The organism is Moorella sp. E306M (assembly GCF_006538385.1).
In the GTDB taxonomy this organism is placed as follows: Bacteria; Bacillota; DSM-521; order Neomoorellales; family Neomoorellaceae; genus Neomoorella.
On the sequence record NZ_BJKO01000001.1, the window covers coordinates 545,383 to 569,323 of the forward strand.

A 23,941-nucleotide genomic window follows, 5' to 3' on the forward strand; every position below is an offset into this window, starting at 1 on the left:
ACCACTAATGCTTTCTTGCCTCAACTTGTGCCAGTTTTTCGTAAAAGCGAATGATGGCTCCGTGGTCGGCGTCACCCAAGCCATCAACCTTTAAGGCTTGCAGAATTTCCATAACAACAGAGGTTAGCGGCAGGGGAACTCCCACCTCATGCCCGGCAGCCATGGCATTGGCCAGGTCTTTAATATGCAAGTTAATCCGGAAACCGGGCTTAAACTGACCGGCCAGCACCAGGGGCGCCTTGGCGTCCAGGACCGTACTCCCGGCCAGGCCGCCGCGGATGGCCTGGTAGACCAGTTCCGGGTCAACGCCGGCTTTGGTGGCCAGGACCAGGGCCTCGGACATGGCGGCAATGTTCAGGGCGACAATAATTTGGTTCGCCAGTTTGGTCACATTACCGGCGCCGATGTCACCGACGCGGACCACGGAAGATCCCATGGCCTTTAATATATTATAACATTCATCAAAGTCTTCCTGTTTGCCTCCGACCATTATCGACAAAGTTCCGTCGATGGCCTTGGGTTCGCCGCCGCTCACCGGCGCATCCAGCATACGCACGCCCTTTTCAGCCAGCTTCCCGGCTATTTCCCTGCTAACCATAGGGTCAATGGAGCTCATATCAATAAGGATTGAACCAGGCCGGGCACCCTCAAGCAAACCATTCGGCCCCAGGACAGCCTCCTTGACGTGGGGGGAATTGGGCAGCATGGTGATAAACTTATCGCAGCGTTCGCCCACCTCCCGGCAGGAACCGGCCGGTTCCGCGCCGGCGGCCACTACATCGTCTACTGCTTCTTTAATAATATCATATACGACCAGCTCATAGCCAGCCTTCAGCAGGTTTTTACTCATGGGCTTGCCCATGATGCCCAGTCCTATGAAGCCAATTTTACTCATCTTTTTCTTTTTACCCCTTTCGCCAAAATTTTTACCTGGTTTTAATGTGCCGCCCAAGCGGCATACTCCTTTTATCGGGGCTAACGCACTCCCCAAATTAATCTAGCCTGTACCCGTACGCTGCCACCCAGTCTAAAGACCGGCGAGTGTCCGGTACCGGAATGTATTCCAGAGACACATAACCCTTATAACCGACGTTGTCCAGCTCCCGCAACAAGAAAGGATAATTAATCTCGCCCGTTCCCGGCTGGTGCCGGCCGGGGTTGTCGGCGATCTGGATGTGGCCGATCTTTGGCAGATGCTCGCGCAGGATAGCCGTCAGATTTCCTTCTACTTTCTGGGCGTGATAAATGTCGTACTGTAAATAAACGTTGGGCATATCAACCTCGGCAAGCAGTTGCAAAACCTGTCCGGTCGTGTTAAGTAAGAAACCCGGTACGTCGTAATGGTTTAAGGGTTCCACCATGAGGTTTAAGCCATGTTCTCCCAGAACTCCAGCCGCATAGCGGACGTTGTCCACCAGCGCCTGCCACTGCTCTTCAAAAGTGAAGGCGTCTAACCTCTTGCCGGCCAGGCAGTTCAACCGCGGCACGCCCAGGGCGCGGGCCCAGGCCACTGCCTGCTTAACTCCTTCACGGAATTCTTCCCTCCGCTGCGGGTTGGCGGCAATGCCGCGCTCACCCGCCGCCCAGTCGCCGGCAGGTAGGTTAAAAAGCACCACCTGGAGATTGTTTTCTTCTACCGCGCCCTTTATCGCGTCCATGCTGTATTCATACGGGAAAAGAAACTCCACCGCTTTGAAACCCGCTTCCCGCGCGGCCTGAAAGCGCTCCAGGAAAGGCACTTCGGTAAACAGCATGGTTAAGTTGGCGGCGAATTTTGGCATATTTTTAACGCCTCCTTTTAGATTATATCTCGTCCATTTGATATGGTTCTTTACGACATTTGCTTAACCCCCCCTTTCACTGAAAACCAGGAACCAAACGGGTATAAAAAACCCTGGTAGGGAAGTTAGCTATTCAAAATAAACACCGTACCGCAGTATTGCTCCGTTTAAAGCTAATATATTTTCCGCCTTGCAGTATTCTGTCAAGCCATTAGAACTGGAAATAATATAGCCCCCTCCCTTGCCCACCTTTTCGAGCTTCTCTTTGGCCTCTAATACCGTCTCTTCGGGAGTACCCATTGTTAAGGTATAATGCAGGTCCATGTTGCCAATGAGGCAGAGCTTATCTCCCCATTCTTCCTTCACCTGGAAAATATCAACGGCACCATGCTCTAGATTGGCAATGGCGCAGATGTTTAGCTCTTCCACCAGATCTTTAAGCATGGGCAGGGGATTGCCATCAGTATGGTATATCCTGGGAATAGCTATGTGATCAACTACCTTTTTCATATGGGGCAGCATATATTTCCGGAAGTGTTCCGGAGAAAACATCGGTCCCCATTTAAAAGCTATGTCCTCGGAAATATAGGCTGCATCGAAACCTAAATCATTTACCCGCTCAATAACCTTAATACACCACTCGCCGATCAATTCCATACTTTCTTCAATAAAACCGGGGTCGTCATAAAGGGCGTAGGAGAAGTTTTCATACCCCATGCTGTTGTACGTGTTGCTCAACCCCACCCTGATACCAGCAATGGCCGCCAGGCCGTTTTGCCGGGCAAAGGATAAAAGTTCTTCGGCGCCCCTGTAAAAATCCGGATTCTCAGGATCGGGTAGAAACTCCTTTAAAGCCTTTAAGTCGTCCCTGGTCTTGAGCAGGCCTTCCTTCAATTGTTCTACGTCGCCGTTCTTCTCCATGATGGCATAAAAGGGGGGCCTGAAGTTATACGTTATGGTATCAAGGCAGAGAATTTTATATAAGTCCGGTGGGGTACGCCAGCCCGGCGGCAAATCGGTCTTGCGCCCGACAATCCTGTCGGCGAGACCTCGGTGGACGTAACTCTCAAACCACGGCACCCGGTCGGGCTGCTGTTTTTTCAATGCAGTAAGGAATCTTTCTCGGGAGGACATGGGCTTCATGGAAATATCTCCTTTCAAAAAGTAAAGCTATCTACGGGAAGGGAAGGGTTACAACCTTTTATTGCAATGTTATATTCAGGTCTTTAATCAGCTTGCCGAAATAGTCATAGGCCTCTTTGAAGAATTTCTGAAATTCTTCGGGACCCATATAAAGGATGGGCTGATGGAGATTCTTCATTGACTCTTTAAACTCGGGATCTTCGCTTACCTTTTTCAGTACGTCGGCTAGATAATCAACCACTTCTTTAGGAGTTCCGGCCGGAGCGGCAATACCTTTAACCGATCCCCAGCTGTAGAAATTAATGCCCTGCTCTTTTAAAGTCGGTACATCCGGGAAGGCGGGATCGCGCTCCGGTAGATCTACAGCCAGAGGACGCAGCCTGCCGGCCTGAATATGGGGCGCCACTTCGTTGCCGGAACCGCCGCCCACGATGGCATGCCCGCCGATCAGGTCGGTAATAGCTTGGGCGCCACCCTGATGGGGTATGGGAACGATGTTAATGCCAGTAACTTTGCCGATCCCGCGCATGGTGATATTGACGTTGCCCGTAGCCGTCGATACGCTGGCGGTGACGGGCTGATTACTAGTTTTAGCCCAATCAATAAGCTCCTTCATTGATTTAAACTGGGAGTTGCCAGGAACACAAATAATGGTTGAGTGGATCGACATCCTGGCAATAGGCGTGAAATCCTTCAGAGGATCGTAGGGTACTTTTTGCAACTGGGGACCGATTAGGTCTTCCCCTGAACCGTAGCCTATCATTAAGGTGTAACCGTCGGGCTTGGAAGTTTTGACAAATTCCCGACCTACAACAGCACCAGCGCCCGGTTTGTTAACAATCATGACGGGCTGCGGGCAGTATTTGGTCCAAACCTTTTCAATGGCCCTGGCCAAGGCATCGGTAGAACCGCCTGCCGCATAAGGAACGATAATGGTGATGGGTTTTTCTGGATATTTACTGCTTGTTGCCGCAGCCCCTTCGTTCTTCTCTTGAGAAGGGGTATTGTCCTGAGTAGCAGATTTACCGCCGCAGCCGCTGGCAATAAGGAGCACCAGCAGGGCGACCATCAACAGACCCAATATTCTCCAGGCTTTCTTACGATACATCTTAATTATCTACCCCTTTCCATTAAGTTTATTTCCCGTAGATAGCTTTACGAAGGCTGTATTAAACTTCGCCGGTGCTCATTCCCGGCGAAACCTTCGACCTTTTTCGCTGACATAACGATTGCAGACCTTGTGCAATCACCAGAGCTATAAAGATAGCGAACAAAGTCGCCGCTATTGGCCGGGTAAAAAAGATGGCCATACTGCCGCCCGACATCAAAAGAGACTGCCTTAAAGAATTCTCAATTATGGGGGCAAGTACGAAGGCTAAAGGTAACGGACCCGGCTCAAAATCAAGTTTGCGCATAAAATAGCCCAGGAGGCCGAAGAACAGTAAGGCATATATATTGAAGGTATCGTTGGCGATGCTGTAGACGCCTACACAGGTGAACAATACCACCGCCGGTGCCAGAATCCCAAAAGGAACCTTCAAAAGTTGAACCCAGAGACCCACAAGGGGTAGATTGAGGGCCAACAACATCAGATTGCCTATATACATCGAAGCGATAACTCCCCAAAAGACATCGGCGTGCTCTTTTACAAGGAAAGGTCCGGGTGTTACCCCCTGGATCATTAGCGCTGCAAAAATCATGGCGATAGAGGCATTACCGGGGATACCCAACGTAAGGAGAGGTATAAAAGAGGCACTGGAGGCGGCATTGTTCGCCGATTCCGGGCCAGCAACGCCGCATATGGCCCCATGTCCGAATTCTTCCGGTTTCTTGGAGCACCTTTTTTCCACGGCGTAGGACGCCAAGGAAGCAATTACGGCCCCGCCGCCGGGAAGGATGCCAACGAAAAAGCCGATTAACGAACCGCGAATAATCGCCCATTTCGCTTCTATGAAATCTTTTATGGTAGGAAAAACTTTGCCGATTTTTGTAGTTACAATCTCACCTTTAATGTTTTGTTCGAGGCTATATAAAATCTCACCGATGCCGAATACCCCCATGGCCAGAGTTACAAAATCAAAACCGCCTTGAAGGCCTATAATTCCACCGGTAAAACGGACCTTACCGGTAATGGGATCAAGACCGACGCTCGCCAGCAAAAGGCCGATGAGTAAGGCAATAAGCCCCTTTACTATGGACGATCCCGAAAGAAATACCGCCAGCAAAAGCCCCACAAGGGTGAGGGCAAAGTACTCCGGGGGCCCAAAGCGCAGGGCAAATTCGGCCAGGGGAGGGGCGACTATGCTCAAACCAATCACCCCGATAGTGCCGGCGATAAAAGAGCCAATGGCGGCAATTCCCAACGCCGCTCCTGCCCGACCTTTCAAAGCCATTTTATAGCCATCTATCGCGGTAACTACCGATGCCGCCTCACCCGGCAAGTTAAGGAGAATCGAAGTCGTCGACCCGCCGTACATCGAACCGTAATAAATTCCGGCCAAAAAAATTATTGATGTCGCCGGTGAACTCATTTTATAAACTACCGGTAAGAGTAGTGATATTGTAGCCGCCGGGCCGAGGCCGGGAAGGACACCGATGGCCGTGCCGAGCAAGCAGCCTATAAAGGCAAATAAAAGGTTGTAGCCCTGCAGGGCAATGGAAAATCCGTTAAAAAGACCTTCAAAAATACCCATTACTTGCCCCCCTATAGAGCGAAAATGCCTGCCGGAAGCGGGACTCCCAGCATATGCTCAAAAATTAAATATAATGAAATGGTCCCGAAGACGGAAATAACTAATGTTTTCAACCATTTTTCATGCTCCAAAAGCTTTTCCCATACCAGAAGAAATATAAAAGTAGCGAGTAAATATCCTAATTTTTCCATAATAAAACCGTATAATCCTATAATTATGACAGCTATTAAGGGATTTACCCATTGCAGGGATTCCCAAAAAGGTTGCGGCCGGTCATCAGCACCCAAATTACTGATTACCAGCACCAGGCTGAATATTACCATCAGTAAACTGTACCAAAAGGGCAAAAAGCCAGAATCCGGATTATGATAATTTCCAAGTTTAAGCACCATAACAGAGTCGACCATTATAGCCACGCCAACGATGATTAAAAAGACGCCCGTCGTCCTTATATGTTTCTTCACCGCCACCACCCCCGGCTAGATAAAATTATAAGTGTTGCTGTTTTCGCAAAATGGGCAAAGTAAGAAGGGCATCCGGGATTATAATTACCCTCACACCGGTTCTACCCGCAATTTCCCTGTTCACTGCCTCCTGCAAAGTAGGCATGGCTTCTAAATATACCTTTTTTAATTCTCCTGCAGGAATTTCACAATCGGTCACAACCACCCGCGCCTGTTTTAGAATCCAAGCCAAAATTAGTGCTTTTTGATCCCCGGGGGCAAAACCCTCCTTCGCGGCATGTTCAATAATGTCGTCGGGCCCACCGGACGCGGCCATCCAGTCTACGTAGCCGGGGTGGCCGAAGCCGTCTTCGCAGCTGGCCGGAATAATGATTACCCCGCCTTTTTTCACCACCGGCCGGGGACCGAAGATAGAGGTGTTGGCCGCCCTGGTAGCCTGGTAAAGGTCGCGGTTTTTGGGGTAACCTACGCCGGCAATGACAATATCCGCCTGATGATCAATCTCCACCTCATACATGGCCCGCGCCGTCTTGACGCCTTCCAGGAAAGCCGCCACCGGGTGCCCGGCCACCACCCGGACCAATTCTTTATTGCCGGTCTGGACTACGTTGACGATAAAGTCCAGGCCTATAGCCATAGCGGCCTCGGTCAAGAAATCCCGGAAGGTGTTACCCTCAATCACCCCCAGCCGTGTTTCTGCCATCACCTGGTAATTGTGGGTCGCTGCTATAGTCTCCGCCCCCGCTACCCCGACAGCCACGCTTTTTACGCCGCCGCTGTAGCCGGCCAGGAGGTGGGTCTCGATAACCCCGGTGGAGATTTTAATATCTGCTGCCGCCACATATTTATTGACTACCAGCGGTATGCCTCTTTGAGATTTGCCTAAATAAACCAGTCCTTCTTTATCCCAGGCGTTGTGGTTGACGAAGCGCAGGCGGGTGACGTTTTCCTCACCAAACATATCAACTAACTCTTTGCGGCTATTGGGCCTGTGGGTCCCGGTAGCCACCACTACGGTAATATCATTCACGCAGATACCGCCGGCCAGCAGTTCCTCTATTAAAACCGACAGGATAATGTCCTCCGGTAGTTTCCGGGTAATATCGGTAACGATTATAGCCACCTTCTGCCCCGGTTGCACCATAGCCCGCAGACGCCGGCTGCCAATAGGGTTGGCGACAGCCTCCCTTATCGCCCGTTCCGCGTCGGGAAGGACGGGAAGTTTCCGGGACTCAACGACGGTCACATCTACTCCATCCGGTATCTCAAATTCCACCATTTTTTTACCATTGGGGACGGAATACCTGGCCACTAATAAATTCCCCCTTGCAGTCGACCCGCCACGTCCTATTTTGTCCTGCAAGCAACCCCCTTAAGGCCCTTTGCTTAGCAGGTAAATGTTTTACTACTATTGCTTTAAAACTTCCGTGTTAACCACAAATTGTGGCCTTTTACCAGTAAGTACATCTACTACCCCCCGGGCCGCGCCGGTGGCCATCCTGACCACGCATTCCTGAGTCAGGGCCGCGCTATGGGGAGAAAGCAGCACATTATCGAGCTCAAATAACGGATGATTTCGTGAGGGGGGCTCTTCCTCGAAAACATCCAGGGCGGCGCCGGCAATAACTCCATCTTTAAGAGCGCGATACAGAGCCTCCTCGTCCACCACGCCACCGCGGGAGAAGTTCACCAGGAAAGCCGAAGATTTCATCAGGGCCAGCCTGGCCTCATTTACCAGGCCCCTGGTCTCAGCCGTGAGGGGAGTGTGAATGGATATAACATCGGCTTCCCGGAAGATGCGGTCCAAATCTTCATATAATACAACTCCATTTTTCGCCGCCACTTCGGGCCGCACATAAGGGTCGTACGCGATTACCTCCATGTTAAAGGCGGCGGCAGCCTTCCTGGCCACCATGCTCCCGATCCTGCCCATACCTATCAGACCCAGCACCTTGCCGTCCAGGTCCACGGCCTTGTATTCATTCCTGGCTTCCCAGTCGCCCCGGCGGGTGGCCCGGTCCATAGGGAGCACCCTCTTGGCCAGGGCACCTATGGCGGTAAGGGTATGCTCGGCAACGGAAACGGCATTGGCATCCGGCGTATTGAGTACCAGGATACCCCTTTCCGTAGCCGCCCGAAGATCAATGTTATCCACGCCCACACCATGGCGGGCAATGACTTTCAAGCTGTCGGCAGCCGCAATTATTTCCCGGGTAAAAGGTGCCGTGCGCACGATAACGCCTTCCACACCTTTGATCTCACGTTTAACTGTTTCTACCGACGGGTCGGGAGCGACCCGCACCTCGAACCGGTCGTCAAACACCTTCAGGCCGCTTTCGTGGATCGGCTGGACGATCAAGACTTTCTTCTTCATTTGACTTCCCGCACCACCCTATGCTTTTACTACGCCCATATCCTGCAAGACCTGCCGCAGGCGAGCCCGGTTTTCTTCCGTCAGGGGACCAACGGGCCGGATGGCCTTACCCGCGTCGATGCCGATCATATTCAAGGCTTCCTTGATTACCACGGGAAAGGTGCCCAGTTCAAAGGCCAGGCGCAGCGGTGCCAGGCGGTACTGGGCCTCCAGGGCGCGCCGGTGATCGCCGGCCATAAAGGCTTCATAAATTTCTACTGCTATGCGGGGTTCCACGTTGGCCGTAGCCGTAATGGAGCCTGTGCCGCCGTAGCAGAGGGTGGCATAGATCAGGGTGTCCCGGCCGGCCAGGACAGAAAAATCCATATCCCGCGTGACCCTGATGTATTCGGCCGTAAGGGTCATGTCGCCGCTGGAGTCCTTGATGCCGACAATGTTGTCTACTGCAGCCAGCTCTTTGACGGTTTCTACCGCAATAGGCACCTTGGTCCTGCCCGGATTGGAGTAAAGCAATACCGGCAGGTCGGGGACGGCCCGGGCTATGTCCAGGTAAAACCCGATAACCTCCTTCTGGCTCAGGTTGGTGAAAAAGGGCGTCAGGATGGATACGGCATCAACACCCAGGTCGCGGGCCATTTTAGTAGTTTCTATGGCTTCCTTCGTTGTCAGAGCCGCCGTGCCGGCGTAAACAGGAACGCGGCCCCGGGTTTCGTCAATAACTATCTCAATCACTTTTTTCTTTTGCTCAAATGTCAGGGCAAAAAACTCGCCCTGGCTGCCTACCGGGAAAAGGCCGTGTACCCCGCCCTCAATTAAATGATTGACCAGCTTGCGCAGCGCGCTCTCATTAATATTGCCCCATTCGTCGGTGGGTGTGGCCATGGCCGGGATAATGCCCCTGGGTACAAATTTTGCCATTGCATTTACCCCCATAATTTAGCATCGTAACTAGCACTTTGAGGCTACATATTCTTTTAATTCGGCAGTATACCTGCGGCCTGTATCCACGATCATGCTGATATCGTTGGAGTAGGCTATCAGCCTCATACCAGCGTCGATCCACCTTTTAGCGCTATCCATGTCATAGACGTGAATGCCCGGCGCCACGCCGTGATCATTGCAAACGCGGATAAAACGTTCAAGGGCGGCGGTAATCCGCGGGTCTCCTGTCTGGCCCGGTATGCCGTAGGACTGGGTAAGGTCAGCAGGCCCGATAAAGGCCGCATCCACTCCTTGTACACTTACGAGCTTTTCCAGGTCGCGGATGGCCGTCTCGCTTTCAATCTGGATGACTATTAAAGTTTGTTCATTGGCCAGCTTAATATAGTCGGCCGTTTTCACCGGGGCAAAGTTGGAATGGGCGCGCCGCAGGGCCATACCGCGCTCCCCCAAGGGGTAATACTTGGTGTACTCAACAATTTTCTTTACTTCTTCTTCGCTCTCTACCTGGGGGATTAAGAGCCCCTCCGCCCCGGCATCGAGGGGCCGGGATAAGGCCAGCCGCGACAAACCCGGCGTCCTGACAATTGTCACGATATCTGTGGCTTTGGAGACGGCTATCATGTCGGCCACGGTTTCGATGCTGTAAGAGGAATGTTCCATGTCAATATAGACGAAATCATAGCCGGCCGTAGCCAGCATGGTGATAATACCCGGCCCCCTGACCTCGGAGATCATGGTGCCGATAACTACTTCGCCATCGGCCAGGGCTTTTTTTACTTTGTTCTCCCGCACAAAGGTCAGCTCCTTACTATGAGATCACTTTGTTATTTTGTGATCTGATGTGTCTGTCTATTTTATTTATTCGCCATTGATGGCAAAATTCCTTCTTGACCGGAAAAATATTTTTATTTTATGGCCTGTTAATAGGCATAAAAAATAAAACGAAAAGTGGCCGTTGCTTTTACCTGCACGGCCACAGTTCTGTAAAGGTCGGCTATGCCGCCGCTTAGCAAATTAAACTCCAGTAGAAGCTCCCAACGCTTTTTTAATTAAAGCTAGATCCTTTTGACATGTAAATTACTTTTGCCCTGCTGCTGGTAATATACTTCCGGGTTCAGGCACTGAGGCGGCAGTTCACCCCGCAGGGCAGCCAGCAGGTTGTTTGCGGCCATAAGGGCCATTCTGGTCCGGGTTTCCCAGGTGGCGCTGGCAATATGGGGGCAGAGGACGACGTTATCGAGTTCGGCCAGGCCCGGGGTTAGCTCCGGTTCGTTTTCGAAAACATCCAGACCGGCACCCCAGATTTCCTTTTCTTTGAGGGCTTGGACTAGAGCCTTTTCATCCACTACCGGGCCCCGCGAGGTATTAACAAGGATGGCAGTCTTCTTCATCAGTTTGAGTTCAGGAGTGCTGATCAGATGCCTGGTAGAAGGCATTAAGGGGACATGCAAGGAAATAAAGTCGGCTTCCTTAAGGAGGGTCTCCTTGTCTACATAGGTGCCGCCGGTGGCTGCTTCAAAGGCTTCACTCCTCCGGACATCATGGTAGAGGATCCTCATGTCAAACCCTTTAGCTTTCCGTGCAAAGGCAGTGCCGATGCGGCCTGCGCCTATAACTCCCAGGGTTTTGCCGGTGATTTCCTGGCCCAGCATTAGAAGGGGACCCCAGCCCTTATACTTGCCGGCGCGGGTAAACCTGTCGCCCTCTACTACCCGCCGGGCGACGGCAAAGAGGAGGGCCCAGGCCATATCGGCAGTGGCTTCGGTGAGGACCCCTGGGGTGTTGCTGATCATGATGCCATGACGGGTAGCCGCTTCCAGGTCGACGTTATTAAAACCTACAGCCACATTGGCGAAGATCTTAGCTCCTTTAGCCGCCTTAAAGACCTCGTCATCCAGGATGTCCGTAAGTAAGCAGAGGACACCGTCTCGTCCCCTGACTTTTTCTAGGAGTTCCGCCCGGGTTAATACTCGGTCTTCAGGGTTGATTTCCAGGTCGCAGTACTCCGCCAGGAGATCCAAGGCCGGCTGCGGTACCAGGCGGGTTACGTAAACGTTCCATTTAGCCAATATAAATCCCTCCCACAGATGATTAAAAGTTAAATATGATTTAATTTCCAGCCAATATAATAACTACAAGGGCATAAGTTATATCGCTAAGGTAACTTGCATCACTTTCCAAAACCTTTTTTGATTTGATGCGTCTATTTATAAAACATTGATACGAAAAGTTCCTCTTCGCATGTAAAAATTTTTCTTTAATTGTATCTTGAGCCGCCAGAAGTTGCGGGTTCTCCTATCTCAACAAGCACCCAGATAAGGTTAATGAAAAGAAGGCTGGCGGCCACATAAAAAACTGACCGAAGGCCAAAGTGGGCGGACCAGAAACCGGCAACAAAAGGCCCGGAAAAATTGCCGAAGAAGAAGGCACTGGAGGTTAGACCATAAACACTGCCCCTCTTTTCTGTCGAGGTAAGCAAACCGATTAACGCGTTGACCAGGGGCAACAGCCCGCCCAAGAAAAAGCCCTGGATAAAGCGCAGGGCCATCAACAGCCAGATGTTTATGACCAGGCCCTGGGGTAGATAAAACAAGGCCGCACCGAATAAATTAAAAATCAGCAACCTCTTGTATCCCATCCGAGGGGCCAGCCTCCCAGTCCAAGCGGCGCCCAAGATCGAAGATATACCCTGGACCGCAACTACTAAACCGGAAAAAGTATTTAGGGCCGTGGAGTTACCTACCAAGTTTCGTACATAAAGGGGTAAAAGGGGCTCCACACCCCGGGTGGCAAACTGGGAAAGGAAAATCACCGTGAACATTACGTAGATGTAAGATGGCCAGGAGAAAACGGAAGAAGCCCTGACCCCCTTTTGATCTTTAAATTGCCCGGGTTCGAAACGCTCATGAATGCAATAACTGGCGAAGAGGGTCGCTATAACCGCCATGAGGCTGCCCAGTTGCAGAACGCGACGGTACGGCAGAAAGTCGGAGAGTATGCCCCCTACCAATGGTCCCAGAAGAAACCCCATCACCTGACCAGCCTGCAATAATCCCAATGAGTAGCCTAAATAGTTCTCCGGTACGCTGGTGGCTATAAGGGACATGGCGGCGGGTGAAAAACCGCTGAAGGACCCTTGAAGAATGCGAAAAAGCAAAACTTGATAGACGTTGGTTGCCAGGCTGGTGCAAAAGGTAAAAAGGGCAATGCTGCCGGCCGAACGGATAAGCATGGGCTTGCGCCCGTAGCGGTCGGAGAGATTGCCCCAAAAAGGCGAAAGGAGCCCGGTAAAGAGGGAGGTTATACCTAATAAAAAACCGCTCCACCTGCTCAAAAACCGCGCCTCGGTAACACCCAGTTCGGCGATATAAAAGGGTAAAAATGGGGTAACGATATGGAAAGAGGCCGTCACCATCACCTGGACGGTCACGGCGCTGTATAAATTGGCTCTCCAATTATTCATAAAGCGGGCCCCTTCAATCAACCGGGCTTCCATTTGTCGTGCGCAGTAACATTTTCAAGGAATTCGGTATTACTCGCGATAGATTTCCGGGTTGACTAAATGTTCCGGCCGCTGTCCCTGCAGGACAGCGATAACTCCCCGCACGGCAGCGGTGGCCATGCGGATCATGGCGTCTTCGCTCACCGCCCCCATATGGGGACTTACTACTATGTTATCCAGCTCAAGTAAGGGCTCCTCGGCCGGCGGCGGTTCCACCGGGAAGACATCCAGGCCGGCACCGGCAATCCAGCCCTCTTTTAATGCCTGATAGAGGGCGGGTCCGTCAATAACCGGCCCCCGGGCTGTATTGACTAGGATGGCCGTCTTTTTCATCCGGCGCAACCGCTCGCTATTAATCAGGCCCCGAGTTTCCGGCGTCAAGGGACAGTGGATAGAAATAAAATCGGCCGCCCCCAATAATTCTTCCAGCGTTGCCACCTGCCGCCCCCAGCCAGCGATCAGGTTCTGGTCACTTAGGTAAGGGTCGTATACTAAGACCTCCATATTAAATCCGTAATGACCGATCCGTCCCACCATGCTGCCGATACGTCCACTGCCGATCAATCCCAGAACTTTTCCTGATAACTCCACTGTATGCAGGGAATCCCTGAAATAGTAGTTATTCTTTCTTACTTCGGCATCACAGCGAATAATCTTCTTGGCCACTGCCAACATCAGGGCTATGGCCTGCTCGGCAACCGCGCTGGTTGCGGCACCTGGTGTAAATATCACCGGTATCTTCTTGCTCGTAGCCCACTGAACATCGATGTTATCCACCCCGACACCGTGCTTGGCGATTACCTTCAATTTTTTACAGCGCTCCAGGACCTCGACCCGCAGGGGATAAGTCCGGACGATTATCCCCTCTCCTTCCAATAATAAAGACTCTATTTCCGCAGGTTCCGGGTAACGCTGCGGCAATAGCACTTCCATTCCTGCCGCTAACAGGACTTTTATCCCTGCTTCATGGATGGGATCGACTACTACGACTTTAGCCATAACCGGGTCCTCCTTGCTAACTTTCGCTTGCCAGGACTGGTACCAACCTGTGAGAATTTTTTACTACCAGGATGCTGGCCTGGGTACCATGCTTAGCCAGGGCGTATTCCAGGGCTGCCGCCACAGTGGCCATGGGCTTGATGTGCACCTTGTGCGCAATTTCCGGGTCCAACTGCGTTTCCGCAAAGATGACCTCGTGATCGCACAAGATTTGCGCCGTGGCGTAGGCGCGGTGCATCCCCGGCCGGTCTATTTTCGCCGTCTTAAGTTCCCTTACCACTTCTGACGGTATCGCTTTACTCAAACATTCAAACATCGTTTCATTATATATACCTTCTGCCATAGGAGATACGACGATTATCGTACCCCCCTTCTTAACGCAGGGGTGTTGGACGCCGTTGCCGGCAACTACACCTAAAGCCTCGGCCGCCACATGATAAAGGTTGTTATCTTTGGGATGACCGGCAGAAACTATCACAATGTCTGCCGGTGCGGAAAAAGAGGCTTCATAAACCCTGCGTGCCGTACGCTCGATCAGAGTTCGATGGGCCAGCTCCACCTCGCCGCAGATGACGTCAATAATCTCTTCTTTTTCATTAACTACGGCGTTGATTAACAAATCCAGGCCCGCCAGCCGGGCGGCGTCATAGCCGAACTGGATAAAGAGGTTGCCCTCTACCTTGCCCAGGCCGGTGCGTGGGTCGTCCAGGGTGGCCGGGGTATGGATGCTGCTGATAGTTTTGCTTGATGAAAGCCCTACGGCTATGGCCTTGCCGCCGCCGCTGTAACCGGCTATGGGGTGCGGTAAAATCGTGCCTAGGGCGATTTTGAGATCGGCTTCATAAAAATAGCGATTTACCAGGGCCGGGTAACCGCCCGATGTCCGGCCCAGGTCGACTAACGGACTGGTATCGGAAAAGTGATTGATGACGCGCACACTGTTAACTTTGTCCCCCACCATGGCAGCAATCTCTTCTGTAGTAGCCGGCCGGTGGGAACCCGTGCCTACAATAACCGTAATGTCTTCGTCTTTAATTCCGGCTTCGTTTAACTCCCTGAATACGTGCGGTAAGATCCATTTTTCAATATTGGGGCGGGAAGCGTCGGAAATGGCGATGCTTACTTTCATCCCCGGGCGGGCCAGTTCGCTCAAGGTGCGGGTACCCACGGGGTTTGCCAGCGCGGCTTTAATGGCTGCGCTGGGATCGGCTAAAGGAGGAAAAGAAGGCGGTTCTAGGATGCCTATGATATTTTGTTGCGGGACTTCTATAGCTAGAAAATCACTTCCGTAAGGCATTGGGATTTTCATAATTACCCCTCACTTATGATGGTTTACATGGTTTCTTGCAGGTAGTAACGTTAGGTTGCTATAAAACATACGCGCGGCACTTTTTTACCGGGAGTGGACCCCCGTTTAAGGGATATTGGTGTTATCATCCTTTCTACCTTTACCTTGGGCATTATTGCAGAAGCTTCTATCTCAATCAAATAAGCCTTCATCAGGAGAAAATCAGCTTTTTCTAGCGTCGCTGTCGGAACTGAGAAGGACAGAGCAAGCTCCAAAAGTCTCCTCTCATTACTAAGCGTCCATGCCATCACTTGTTTCTGTAGGAATGTTCTGGTTGCGACGAAAACGCTCCATCAATATTGGCGACAGCAGCGACAGAAGGATCAAAGCTATTAAGATATCACTGAGCGGGCTTGTCAGGAAATATCTAAAAGGATTGCCCTGAGCAAGCTGGAGAGCTGTGCGTAAACCTTTTTCGGCCATTGGCCCTAAAATTATTCCCAGTACTACTGGTGCCGGATGAAAACCGTTTTTTTTCATGTAATACCCTAAAAGTCCGAAGAAAAACATCACGCCAACATCAAACAGACTAAGATTTATAGCATAAGAACCGATAACGCATAAAGCAATAATGATCGGTGCTAGATACTTGGACGGAACGCGGGTAATTATGGGGAGATACCTCGCCGCAGCCAGGCCAACAATGACTAAAACAAGTTGTGCAAGAATAAAGCCAATAATCAACATATAAGTCACATCAGCATATTTAGTGAAAAGTTCACGCCCCGGAATAAGTCCCTGAATCATGATGCCACCAAGCATTACTGCAGTGGTTGCGCTTCCTGGTATCCCCAGGGTTAGAAGAGGAATCAGCGCGCCGCCGCATACAGCATTATTAGCGGCCTCGGAAGCGGCAACTCCTTCAGGATTTCCGGTACCGAACTTATGAGGTTCTTTAGAAAAGCGCTTAGCCTCGTTATAACCCACCCAGGATGCAATATCACCACCCGCTCCGGGCAACATTCCAACGATAATGCCAATTATCGAAGAACGCAAAATGGTTATCCATAAATTTTTTAGTTCTTTTAAGGTAGGGGTAACACGTACATTACCAAGAGAGCCAATCTCAACCGCGTTCGCACTTTTATTCTGGGCACTAAGGGTAAGTACCTGCGACATGGAAAAAAGTCCAATTAAAGCCGGAATAAAACTGATCCCCGATTCAAGAGGGGTCAATCCAAAGGTAAAACGGGGATAACCGCTTATTATATCCACCCCAACTGAACCTACAAGGAGCCCAATGACACCTGATATTAACCCCTTTACTACGGAATCTCCAACAAGGCTGCCAATAATAGTCAAGCCAAAAACAGCTAACAAGAAGTATTCTGCCGGCCCGAACATCAACGAAATCTTTGATAACGGAGGTGCTATAAGGAGCAAGGCTAACCCGCTAATGAAACCCCCTATACCTGAAGAAACTGTGGATACTCCCAGAGCTTTGCCTCCAAGTCCCTTTTTTGTCATAGCATAGCCGTCAATAGCAGTAGCAGCTGATGCCGGTGTCCCAGGTGTATGAATTAAAATTGCCGAAATTGACCCACCGTACACAGCACCAGCATAAATAGAGGCCAGCATAATTAGAGCTTGAGCTGGATTCATGGTAAACGTCAAAGGTATCAGGAGTGCCACACCCATAGTTGCACTAAGCCCGGGCAATGCGCCAATGACTATGCCACCGATAGTTCCCCCTACCAGAGCTATTATCGTTTGCAGATTAAATAAATTAAATAGCGCCTGGAAAATCAAAAACACTCACCCCTTTTTAGATTACGTACGTTCTCGGAAACTTCCAAACGTTGGTGCTTAAACCCTTCAGAAAGGTTTATTTTTTCTCCCCAGCTCCTATGGGGTATAGGGATAAATAGGTGCCGAAAATAGGCGTTTGAGTTAGTACGTGTCCTGTTATCCTGTTATTCTTCTTTTGGCCGCCCGGCTGAGTACGAGCCGGTTAACTTGCTGCGTTCTTTGTTATTGATGACTAATTTGAAGATCGCTGGTATTTCGCAATGGGTCTCGATGCTCAAACGGGATAAGGTCCTGGCTATCCTTTCGGATTTCGAACCGCATAAGACGCCTGGCGTCGGTACTTTTTATGATTTCTTCCACCGCTGTTAGCTGAAGGATAGCACGAAAATTCGTGACCGCCGCCTTAAGCTGTGTCCTTTTATGGCGAAACCTAAGGATAGACTTAAGTCTGGTCAGAAGCTTGCCCCGAAACACCCAGGTGTCGTGGGGAGATTGATGCAGCAAGCTATTAAGGGCCGGTCCTTTAGCCTCAGACCGGAGAGATTGATCCAACTCATCTTTTCCATAGCTAGTGTGGACCGCTCCGTGGCCCTGGGCCTTGTTCCTGACCCTGCGGCTTTAATGATCGCCGGGGATGGTTCTCCTTTGCGCACGGGCACCAGCCTGGCTGGCGTGAAGGTATGCCGTTGCCGCGAACAGAGGGCTTCCGCTGTTCCTGCCTCCGCCGTTACACAGACCCCGACGCCATTTGGGTTAGGACAGCTACCGGAGTACTTATTTCTACGGTTATACTCTTTATGAGTTAACCGCTGCCGATAGCCGCTATGAGTTGCCTCTTTATTGTTACCCTGTCGCCATGACTCGGTCCTAGGACAGAAAGCGTGTTAAACGGGAGATTAATTGTCCTCGTCCTTGCTCGCCTTCGCCTTATTATGGCCGTACTGTTCATACTAAGCCCCATGATGAACGGTGCCTCTTTACGCAAACGCCGCGTCATTCTTTAGCCTGGAAGAAAGTCTACGTCAACCGTTCCGCTGCCGAACGTTCTTTTAAGCGCGCCAAGGTTGATTATGAGCTGGAACGTTGTCGCGTTAGGTGCAAGGAGGCTTAGTTCTGGCGCAGCCATCTGGTGGCCTTGAACCAGCACCTAGGATGCCTGGATTGCTGAGGCTTCAGCTCAAGGCTGGGACATCTTGGCTGAGGTCCTGGGCCAGCCCCTGGCGGCTTAGTCGTCCGGCATAACTTATATTTTTTAGAATCACTTACCTTCGATTGGTTATTTCCCTACTTTTTCCTGGGGTTTTCTAGAGGTTTACGAGTGCCTACATTACCAGTCCTGACGGCATAACTACTTTAAGTTGCAAAACAAAGATAAAGTATATAAAAACTTCAACAGCGACTGTCGTTACCAGAATAATCTTCCAATCTCTTGCGCCCATTACATACATTAGGACGGGAAGAAAAATCAGGGTAGCTGGTAGGAAACTGAATAAAAAGATTAAACCATAATAGCCAAGCGATATGAGAAAGGTAATTATCGCTCGCCAGGGGTTTTCATCAGAACTTTCCCCTGTTTTTGCTTTTGAAGAGTTAAATAACATAATTAACGATAAAAAAACCATCATAACAAGTAAAATGCGCGGGTATTTAGCAGCTTCGGGAATAAAACCGTAGGTATAATAATATAGATAAGCCGCTATCAAGATTAAGAAAATTGCCCAGAGACGGTCTCTACTCAAAACCGCTACCTCCCTCGAGGTTAATATGGAGGAGAGACGGGATGGCCTCCCGTCTCCTTCCTATTACCAACCCATATATTTCTTAACATCCGCTTCGTCCTTTTTAAGTAATTTCATGTATTCATCACCTTTAATCGGAATAACTGCCAGTCCTTGCTGTGCCATCTTTTTAATGTGTTCTGGATTTTTAATTGCTTTTTCCAATTTATCTTGTAAGAAATCAATAATTTCCTGTGGAGTTCCAGCAGGTGCGGCTATACCCCTGGCTGAAGCGCTCACGATATCATAACCGATTTCTTTTAAAGTTGGAACGTCGGGCAGAAACTCGGAACGTTTCTCGCTCATTACAGCCAGAACTCTCAACTGTCCCTCTTTATGAAGAGTGGTAACCTCACCAACATTAGCAAAGAGAATATCAACGTGTCCTCCTAGAACTTGAGCCCTGCTGTCAGCTGCACCGTTGAGATGAATAATCTCAAACTTGCTGCCAATGGCTTCGGCTAATTTTAAAGCTGCTATATGGTCGTCGCTGCCGTATCCAGTCGATGTTACACTAAGTTTTCCAGGATTCTCTTTAGCATACTTAATGACATCCTGGATGGTCTTAAACTTACTATCTGGCCTTACAGCAATAGCACCATAGTCGGTAACCTGATTAATGATTGGGATAAAGCTGTTTAAATTTTCTTTGCGTTTCAATTTAGGATCAAGATATCCCGCCATTAAATTTGGGGTATTAATAAAACCGATAGTATAGCCATCGGGCTTGGCCTTGGCCAATTCACTCCAACCTACCCAACCACCACCGCCGGGCTTGTTGACGATAACTAACGAAGTCCCCAATTCTTTTTCGGCGAAAGGCTGAAGAATACGAGCACCGACATCCGTACCACCACCAGCAGCATAAGACACGATAACAGTGATCGGTCCTTCCGGATACTTCGAGTTGGCCTGTTCGGATTTACCCTTTTCCGACTCAGATACTGGCTTTTCCTGGCCTGAACAGCCGACCAGTGTAAAGGTAAAGATCACCATCATAGCCAACAAAATCGCCATAATTTTAAACCTCTTCAACTTCAACATATCATATGTCCCTCCTTAGTTTTTAATATTCTTGCTGCAGGTAATTTGTTCCAAAACCCTTTTTACCCCATAATGGGCACCTATCCTTTTCAGTTCCTCGAAAACTTCTAGACTCAAGGGTATTCCGTTGGCTAACCGTTCAGCTTTCTTACGCCTCTCCGGTTCACCAGGAAGCATGACCTCATCAAATCCTGACGCAGGCGGGAGAGCTTTGATTTCGGCGATGGCTTGCTTAATTCGAGCGTTATATAATTCGAGATCGATAAAGAGGCTCGGTCGCATAGCAAGGAAAAAATGCCCTACATCCTGCTTGCCATGCGGGTTATCATAGAGCGGCCCCACGTGCGGTCCGAAGGAGGCTCCGGTAATAATTCCGGAAAGAAATTCCACCATGAGCGCCAGACCTGAACCTTTCGGCCCGCTCATAGGAAGCACCATCCCAGCTAGAGCCGCTGCCGGATCAGTGGTGGGTTGACCATCCGGATCGAGGGCCCACCCTTCGGGAATGGGTTTCTTATTTTTGTGGGCAAGGATAATTTTTCCCCTGGCAACTATAGAGGTGGCCATATCAAAAACGATAGGGTCATCCCCTGCAACCGGAAAAGCATAGGAGAAAGGGTTTGTCCCGAACCAGGGCTTACGTGCGCCCCAAGGCACCATAGTCGTCGGAGCGTTGGTCATGGCAAAGCCGATAAGACCTTCGTCTGCTGCTTTGGCGGTATAATAGGCCAGCGTGCCGCAATGGTTTGAATTCTTGACTCCGACCACTCCAATGCCGTTTTCCTTGGCTTTGTGCATAGCCAGCTCCATGGCTTTCAATGCTATGACCCCTCCCGAACCGTTGCCGCCGTCGACCAATGCACTTATACTCGTCTCGCGCTCGATCCTGATTTTGGTTACACCATCCACGAGGCCCTTGGCAATCCGCTCACTGTAGATACCAAGCCGACTTATGCCATGGGAATCAACACCCCGCAGGCTGGCATCAAGCATCAGATCGCTAACGACTTTGGCGTCATATTCCCCACAGCCGGCTGCCATCATTACCTCTTCGGCAAAGAGGCGCAGCTGTTCGGCATCAACCCTTACGGAGCCCTCAGCCAATTATATTGCACCCCCTTTCCATCAAATGATTATTTTACATCCCTTTGCCTGCAAGATTTTATCGACCCAGGTACGATCGACAGTACCTGCGGCGATCTGTTTAAAGATCTCAGCTTCTTCGACAGCTTTTTCTTTCGCCTTAACTAATACCTCTTCCGCTTGTTCCTTAGGAATCACCACCACACCATCGTCATCTCCAACCAGGATATCGCCTGGGTGGACAACCGCACCGGCGCAGCAAATGGGGACATTAATTTCCCCAGGGCCTTCTTTAAAAGGCCCTGCCGGATTGATACCCTTGGCATAAACTGGGAAATCCAGATTTCTGATGCCAGCGGCATCGCGGATCGCTCCATCAACCACAAAACCCGCCAAGCCCCGGGCCTGGGCCATGCGGCACATAATCTCACCCAGTAGGGCCCTACTAATATTACCTTCTCCCTCTATAACAATTACGTCCCCGGGTTCCGCCATGTTTATGGCTTTATGGATCATCAGGTTATCTGACGCAGTAGTCCTTACAGTAAAAGCTGTACCCACCATGTGCAAACCAGGGTTGTTGAAATGCCTAAGGCCTATCGTAGTGTGAAATCTACCCAGCACGTCAGCTATGTTACCTGTACAAAGGCCGCGGAAACCTTCAATGAGTTCTTTAGAAGCCCTTTCAATATTAGCGATGATGCGAAAACCATACATGAAAATCCTCCTTCATTTAATTGAGCAAGGTTAGAAACAATAAAATACTTGTTTGCACGTTTTATTGCATACCCCACATTTAATCGGTTTTACTTTAAGCCGCCAGCTTGTTGAAAAAGCCTGTCCGCTCCAGGATACCCCGCAGTTCTTCCCTTTCAGCCGCTCCCAGGGGCAGCAGGGGCGGACGCGGATCGCCGCCGTAGAGGCCCACCATATCCATGGCAGCTTTCAGACCGGCCACTCCATAACGGGAAGTAACGGCGGCGTTGATCTCGAGAAGCTTCAATTGCAAATCGCAGGCCGCCGCTAATTGACCGGCTTCGTACAGTTCCTGCACCTCGGCACACTGATCGGGTAGAATGTTGGCCAGGGCCAAGGTACCACCCTTAGCTCCCAGGAGCAGACTGGGCAGCAAAAAGCTGGCCGAACCGGCAAAAACGGCAAAGTCTGGCGGTGCATTCTTGATAATTTCCGCAATCTGGACAATATTACCCCCGCTGTCTTTGATACCGATGATATTGGGATGTCCGGCTAGTTCGGCGACAAGCTTCGCCGAGGTATTCACACCCGTGTTGCGTGGCATGTTGTAAATAATAACGGGTACCGGCGAAGCATCCGCCACGTCAAAATAATATTTCTTTAAGGCAGCCTCATTCATGCTTCCCTTGTAATAATTGGGCGTGACCACCAGAACGGCATCAACGCCGGCGGCAGCCGCCGCTTTACTTAAACTGATTGTCTCCCTCGTGGACTCTGCTCCCGTTCCAGCAATGACGGCTTTTTTCCCGGCCGCCTTCTCGCAGCAGAAATTGATCAGCCTCTCTTTTTCTTCCCTGCCGAGAAGGACAAATTCGCCGTTTGATCCCATTACTACGATGCCAGCCATTTTTGATTTCAACCAGAACTCCATGTTATGCTCCAGTTTTTCATAGGCAATTGCATCGCCGTCGAAGGGTGTGGCAATGGGTGCGTAAATTCCGTAAAGACGAAACATGTTTAGCAACCTCCCGGTAAATTTTTTACACTGACGGGTGAAAAATGGGTTTTCTTTTTCCCTGCCTTCAACCACCTCCTCTAAATTTCCGGCTTATATGTCCCCACATTCAGTTATATGATACGCCGGCAGTATAATCACGGGTTATGCAGAACAGTTCATCATGGTACCCAAGTTCGGCTCTGGTAGGTTCTCCGGATGCTACCCGGATCACCTTTTCTAAAAGTTCTGCTCCCACCTCTTCGAGGCGCGCTCCTTCAATGATCGTACCGGCGTTAAAGTCGATGTTTGTCTGCATCCGCTGAAAGGTGGCCGAATTACCGGTCATTTTAACTACGGGTACTCCCGGGAAGCCGGTCGGCGTACCGCGTCCGGTAGTAAAGACCACCACCTGGCAGCCGGAGGCCACCAGCCCGGTGACGGCCTCACCATCATGGCCGACGCAATCCAGTAAATAGAGCCCCGAGCCGGGAACTTCCTGCCCATAGGCCAACACGCCGCTGATAGGTGCACTTCCTGCCTTATAAATCCCTCCCAAAGCTTTTTCTACGACCGTCGTCACCCCGCCGTCTTCATTGCCCGGCGAAATGAGGGCCGAGCGATGTTGTAGTTCCTGCCACCCGGTGGCGGTCCGGAGACGGCCTTCCATGTTGCTGATCACTGTCCGAATTGCTTCGGCTACATCTCGATTAACCGCCCGTCGCGCCAAAATATCTTCAGCGCCGAGCAATTCTGTGACTTCGGTAAAGATCGCCGCTCCCCCGGCTTCGATAAGGCGGTCGGTGACCCAACCCAGGGCCGGGTTGGCCGCCAGTCCTGAAGTGGCGTCGGTACCACCGCACTTAAGGCCGAGGCAGAGCTGGGAGAGGGGAAGTTCTTGCCGTGATTGGCGCGCCGCCTCGCTTACCAGCCTGCCTGCCAATCGAGTGCCGCGCTCAACGGCTTTTAAAGTATCACCTTCCTTCTGGATAATCACCATCTCTACCGGCTTGCCTGCTTCAGCTATAGCGGCGGCGAGTTCCTCAGCCCGAAACCGCTCGCAGCCCAAACCCACTACGACAACTCCGTAAAAGTTGGGATGGCGCCCCACCCCCTTCAACGCCCGCGCCGTCAATTCCAGGTCCCACCCCACCTGGCTGCAACCTACCGGGTGACACAGGGCCACGGTCCCGGCCACCTGCTCGGCAATACGCCTGGCTACGACATTGGCGCAAAATACGGAGGGTATAACGGCGACAAGGTTACGCGTACCCGGCAACCCCCGTTCCCGTGGGTAGCCGAGAAAATGTCTGTTGCTCATAATTTCCCCCCGTTGATGCCATTGACTGGT

Annotated in this window: 22 protein-coding genes; all 22 read right to left on the reverse strand. The window is 50.8% G+C overall.

Features of this window, described 5'->3' with window-relative positions; translation table 11 throughout:
• Positions 1-4 precede the first annotated feature (4 nt).
• Positions 5-895 carry a 2-hydroxy-3-oxopropionate reductase gene (gene garR, locus FLZ89_RS02840; RefSeq protein WP_141304299.1) on the reverse strand — a complete coding sequence of 297 codons (891 nt, stop codon included), beginning with the start codon at positions 893-895 and terminating at the stop codon, positions 5-7.
• Positions 896-992: 97 nt separating this feature from the next.
• Positions 993-1,781 carry a hydroxypyruvate isomerase gene (gene hyi, locus FLZ89_RS02845; protein WP_141265407.1) on the reverse strand — a complete coding sequence of 263 codons (789 nt, stop codon included), beginning with the start codon at positions 1,779-1,781 and terminating at the stop codon, positions 993-995.
• Between the two features lie 129 nt (positions 1,782-1,910).
• Positions 1,911-2,924 carry a uroporphyrinogen decarboxylase family protein gene (locus FLZ89_RS02850; protein WP_141265406.1) on the reverse strand — a complete coding sequence of 338 codons (1,014 nt, stop codon included), beginning with the start codon at positions 2,922-2,924 and terminating at the stop codon, positions 1,911-1,913.
• A 58-nt stretch (positions 2,925-2,982) separates the two neighbouring features.
• Positions 2,983-4,032: a tripartite tricarboxylate transporter substrate binding protein gene (locus tag FLZ89_RS02855; RefSeq protein ID WP_141265405.1), complete on the reverse strand. Its 1,050-nt coding sequence runs from the start codon at positions 4,030-4,032 to the stop codon at positions 2,983-2,985.
• Positions 4,033-4,093: 61 nt separating this feature from the next.
• Positions 4,094-5,617, reverse strand: a complete 1,524-nt coding sequence (locus FLZ89_RS02860; RefSeq protein ID WP_141304300.1) for a tripartite tricarboxylate transporter permease — start codon at positions 5,615-5,617, stop codon at positions 4,094-4,096.
• 11 nt (positions 5,618-5,628) lie between these two features.
• A complete protein-coding gene (locus FLZ89_RS02865; RefSeq protein ID WP_141265403.1) occupies positions 5,629-6,081 on the reverse strand; it encodes a tripartite tricarboxylate transporter TctB family protein in 453 nt (150 codons plus the stop codon).
• A 25-nt stretch (positions 6,082-6,106) separates the two neighbouring features.
• Complete coding sequence (gene larA / locus FLZ89_RS02870; RefSeq protein WP_141304301.1) at positions 6,107-7,393, reverse strand: nickel-dependent lactate racemase; 1,287 nt, start codon at positions 7,391-7,393, stop codon at positions 6,107-6,109.
• A 96-nt stretch (positions 7,394-7,489) separates the two neighbouring features.
• Positions 7,490-8,455 carry a hydroxyacid dehydrogenase gene (locus FLZ89_RS02875; RefSeq protein ID WP_141304302.1) on the reverse strand — a complete coding sequence of 322 codons (966 nt, stop codon included), beginning with the start codon at positions 8,453-8,455 and terminating at the stop codon, positions 7,490-7,492.
• A gap of 18 nt (positions 8,456-8,473) precedes the next feature.
• Positions 8,474-9,373: a 4-hydroxy-tetrahydrodipicolinate synthase gene (gene dapA, locus FLZ89_RS02880; RefSeq protein WP_216363819.1), complete on the reverse strand. Its 900-nt coding sequence runs from the start codon at positions 9,371-9,373 to the stop codon at positions 8,474-8,476.
• A gap of 30 nt (positions 9,374-9,403) precedes the next feature.
• The gene (locus FLZ89_RS02885; protein WP_141265399.1) at positions 9,404-10,189 is read right to left on the reverse strand and encodes an HpcH/HpaI aldolase family protein; all 786 of its coding nucleotides are present in this window, start codon (positions 10,187-10,189) and stop codon (positions 9,404-9,406) included.
• A gap of 263 nt (positions 10,190-10,452) precedes the next feature.
• A complete protein-coding gene (locus tag FLZ89_RS02890) occupies positions 10,453-11,466 on the reverse strand; it encodes a 2-hydroxyacid dehydrogenase (protein ID WP_141304304.1) in 1,014 nt (337 codons plus the stop codon).
• Between the two features lie 188 nt (positions 11,467-11,654).
• Positions 11,655-12,860, reverse strand: a complete 1,206-nt coding sequence (locus tag FLZ89_RS02895; RefSeq protein ID WP_172613412.1) for an MFS transporter — start codon at positions 12,858-12,860, stop codon at positions 11,655-11,657.
• Positions 12,861-12,929: 69 nt separating this feature from the next.
• On the reverse strand, positions 12,930-13,898 hold the full coding sequence (locus FLZ89_RS02900) for a hydroxyacid dehydrogenase (protein WP_141304306.1): 969 nt from the start codon (positions 13,896-13,898) through the stop codon (positions 12,930-12,932).
• Positions 13,899-13,914: 16 nt separating this feature from the next.
• On the reverse strand, positions 13,915-15,207 hold the full coding sequence (gene larA, locus FLZ89_RS02905; protein ID WP_141304307.1) for a nickel-dependent lactate racemase: 1,293 nt from the start codon (positions 15,205-15,207) through the stop codon (positions 13,915-13,917).
• Positions 15,208-15,257: 50 nt separating this feature from the next.
• Positions 15,258-15,494, reverse strand: a complete 237-nt coding sequence (locus FLZ89_RS15860) for a hypothetical protein (protein ID WP_141304308.1) — start codon at positions 15,492-15,494, stop codon at positions 15,258-15,260.
• Positions 15,478-16,995, reverse strand: coding sequence for a tripartite tricarboxylate transporter permease (locus tag FLZ89_RS02915; RefSeq protein ID WP_216363820.1), 1,518 nt, complete (start codon positions 16,993-16,995; stop codon positions 15,478-15,480). Before FLZ89_RS02915 ends, FLZ89_RS15860 begins: the two co-directional genes overlap by 17 nt.
• 1,322 nt (positions 16,996-18,317) lie before the next feature.
• Entirely contained in the window at positions 18,318-18,734 is a 417-nt protein-coding gene (locus FLZ89_RS02920) for a tripartite tricarboxylate transporter TctB family protein (protein ID WP_172613413.1), read from the reverse strand.
• Positions 18,735-18,797: 63 nt separating this feature from the next.
• The gene (locus FLZ89_RS02925; protein ID WP_141304311.1) at positions 18,798-19,817 is read right to left on the reverse strand and encodes a tripartite tricarboxylate transporter substrate binding protein; all 1,020 of its coding nucleotides are present in this window, start codon (positions 19,815-19,817) and stop codon (positions 18,798-18,800) included.
• A gap of 15 nt (positions 19,818-19,832) precedes the next feature.
• Positions 19,833-20,921: an Ldh family oxidoreductase gene (locus FLZ89_RS02930; RefSeq protein ID WP_141304312.1), complete on the reverse strand. Its 1,089-nt coding sequence runs from the start codon at positions 20,919-20,921 to the stop codon at positions 19,833-19,835.
• Positions 20,922-20,942: 21 nt separating this feature from the next.
• Positions 20,943-21,617 carry an RraA family protein gene (locus FLZ89_RS02935; protein ID WP_216363821.1) on the reverse strand — a complete coding sequence of 225 codons (675 nt, stop codon included), beginning with the start codon at positions 21,615-21,617 and terminating at the stop codon, positions 20,943-20,945.
• A 94-nt stretch (positions 21,618-21,711) separates the two neighbouring features.
• The gene (dapA, locus tag FLZ89_RS02940) at positions 21,712-22,611 is read right to left on the reverse strand and encodes a 4-hydroxy-tetrahydrodipicolinate synthase (RefSeq protein WP_141304314.1); all 900 of its coding nucleotides are present in this window, start codon (positions 22,609-22,611) and stop codon (positions 21,712-21,714) included.
• 109 nt (positions 22,612-22,720) lie between these two features.
• Positions 22,721-23,911, reverse strand: coding sequence for a UxaA family hydrolase (locus tag FLZ89_RS02945; protein ID WP_141304315.1), 1,191 nt, complete (start codon positions 23,909-23,911; stop codon positions 22,721-22,723).
• Positions 23,912-23,941: the final 30 nt, after the last annotated feature.

Excerpts from the sequence above, each read along its gene's own strand:
- FLZ89_RS02860 (WP_141304300.1), bottom strand. The coding sequence starts at position 5,617 with ATGGGTATTTTTGAAGGTCTTTTTAACGGATTTTCCATTGCCCTGCAG.
- FLZ89_RS02925 (WP_141304311.1), bottom strand. The coding sequence starts at position 19,817 with ATGTTGAAGTTGAAGAGGTTTAAAATTATGGCGATTTTGTTGGCTATG.
- dapA (WP_141304314.1), bottom strand. The coding sequence starts at position 22,611 with ATGTTTCGTCTTTACGGAATTTACGCACCCATTGCCACACCCTTCGAC.
- hyi (WP_141265407.1), bottom strand. The coding sequence starts at position 1,781 with ATGCCAAAATTCGCCGCCAACTTAACCATGCTGTTTACCGAAGTGCCT.
- FLZ89_RS02850 (WP_141265406.1), bottom strand. The coding sequence starts at position 2,924 with ATGAAGCCCATGTCCTCCCGAGAAAGATTCCTTACTGCATTGAAAAAA.
- FLZ89_RS02895 (WP_172613412.1), bottom strand. The coding sequence starts at position 12,860 with ATGAATAATTGGAGAGCCAATTTATACAGCGCCGTGACCGTCCAGGTG.
- FLZ89_RS02855 (WP_141265405.1), bottom strand. The coding sequence starts at position 4,032 with ATGTATCGTAAGAAAGCCTGGAGAATATTGGGTCTGTTGATGGTCGCC.
- dapA (WP_216363819.1), bottom strand. The coding sequence starts at position 9,373 with ATGGCAAAATTTGTACCCAGGGGCATTATCCCGGCCATGGCCACACCC.
- FLZ89_RS02875 (WP_141304302.1), bottom strand. The coding sequence starts at position 8,455 with ATGAAGAAGAAAGTCTTGATCGTCCAGCCGATCCACGAAAGCGGCCTG.
- FLZ89_RS02945 (WP_141304315.1), bottom strand. The coding sequence starts at position 23,911 with ATGAGCAACAGACATTTTCTCGGCTACCCACGGGAACGGGGGTTGCCG.
- garR (WP_141304299.1), bottom strand. The coding sequence starts at position 895 with ATGAGTAAAATTGGCTTCATAGGACTGGGCATCATGGGCAAGCCCATG.
- larA (WP_141304307.1), bottom strand. The coding sequence starts at position 15,207 with ATGAAAATCCCAATGCCTTACGGAAGTGATTTTCTAGCTATAGAAGTC.
- FLZ89_RS15860 (WP_141304308.1), bottom strand. The coding sequence starts at position 15,494 with ATGGCATGGACGCTTAGTAATGAGAGGAGACTTTTGGAGCTTGCTCTG.
- FLZ89_RS02900 (WP_141304306.1), bottom strand. The coding sequence starts at position 13,898 with ATGGCTAAAGTCGTAGTAGTCGATCCCATCCATGAAGCAGGGATAAAA.
- FLZ89_RS02935 (WP_216363821.1), bottom strand. The coding sequence starts at position 21,617 with ATGTATGGTTTTCGCATCATCGCTAATATTGAAAGGGCTTCTAAAGAA.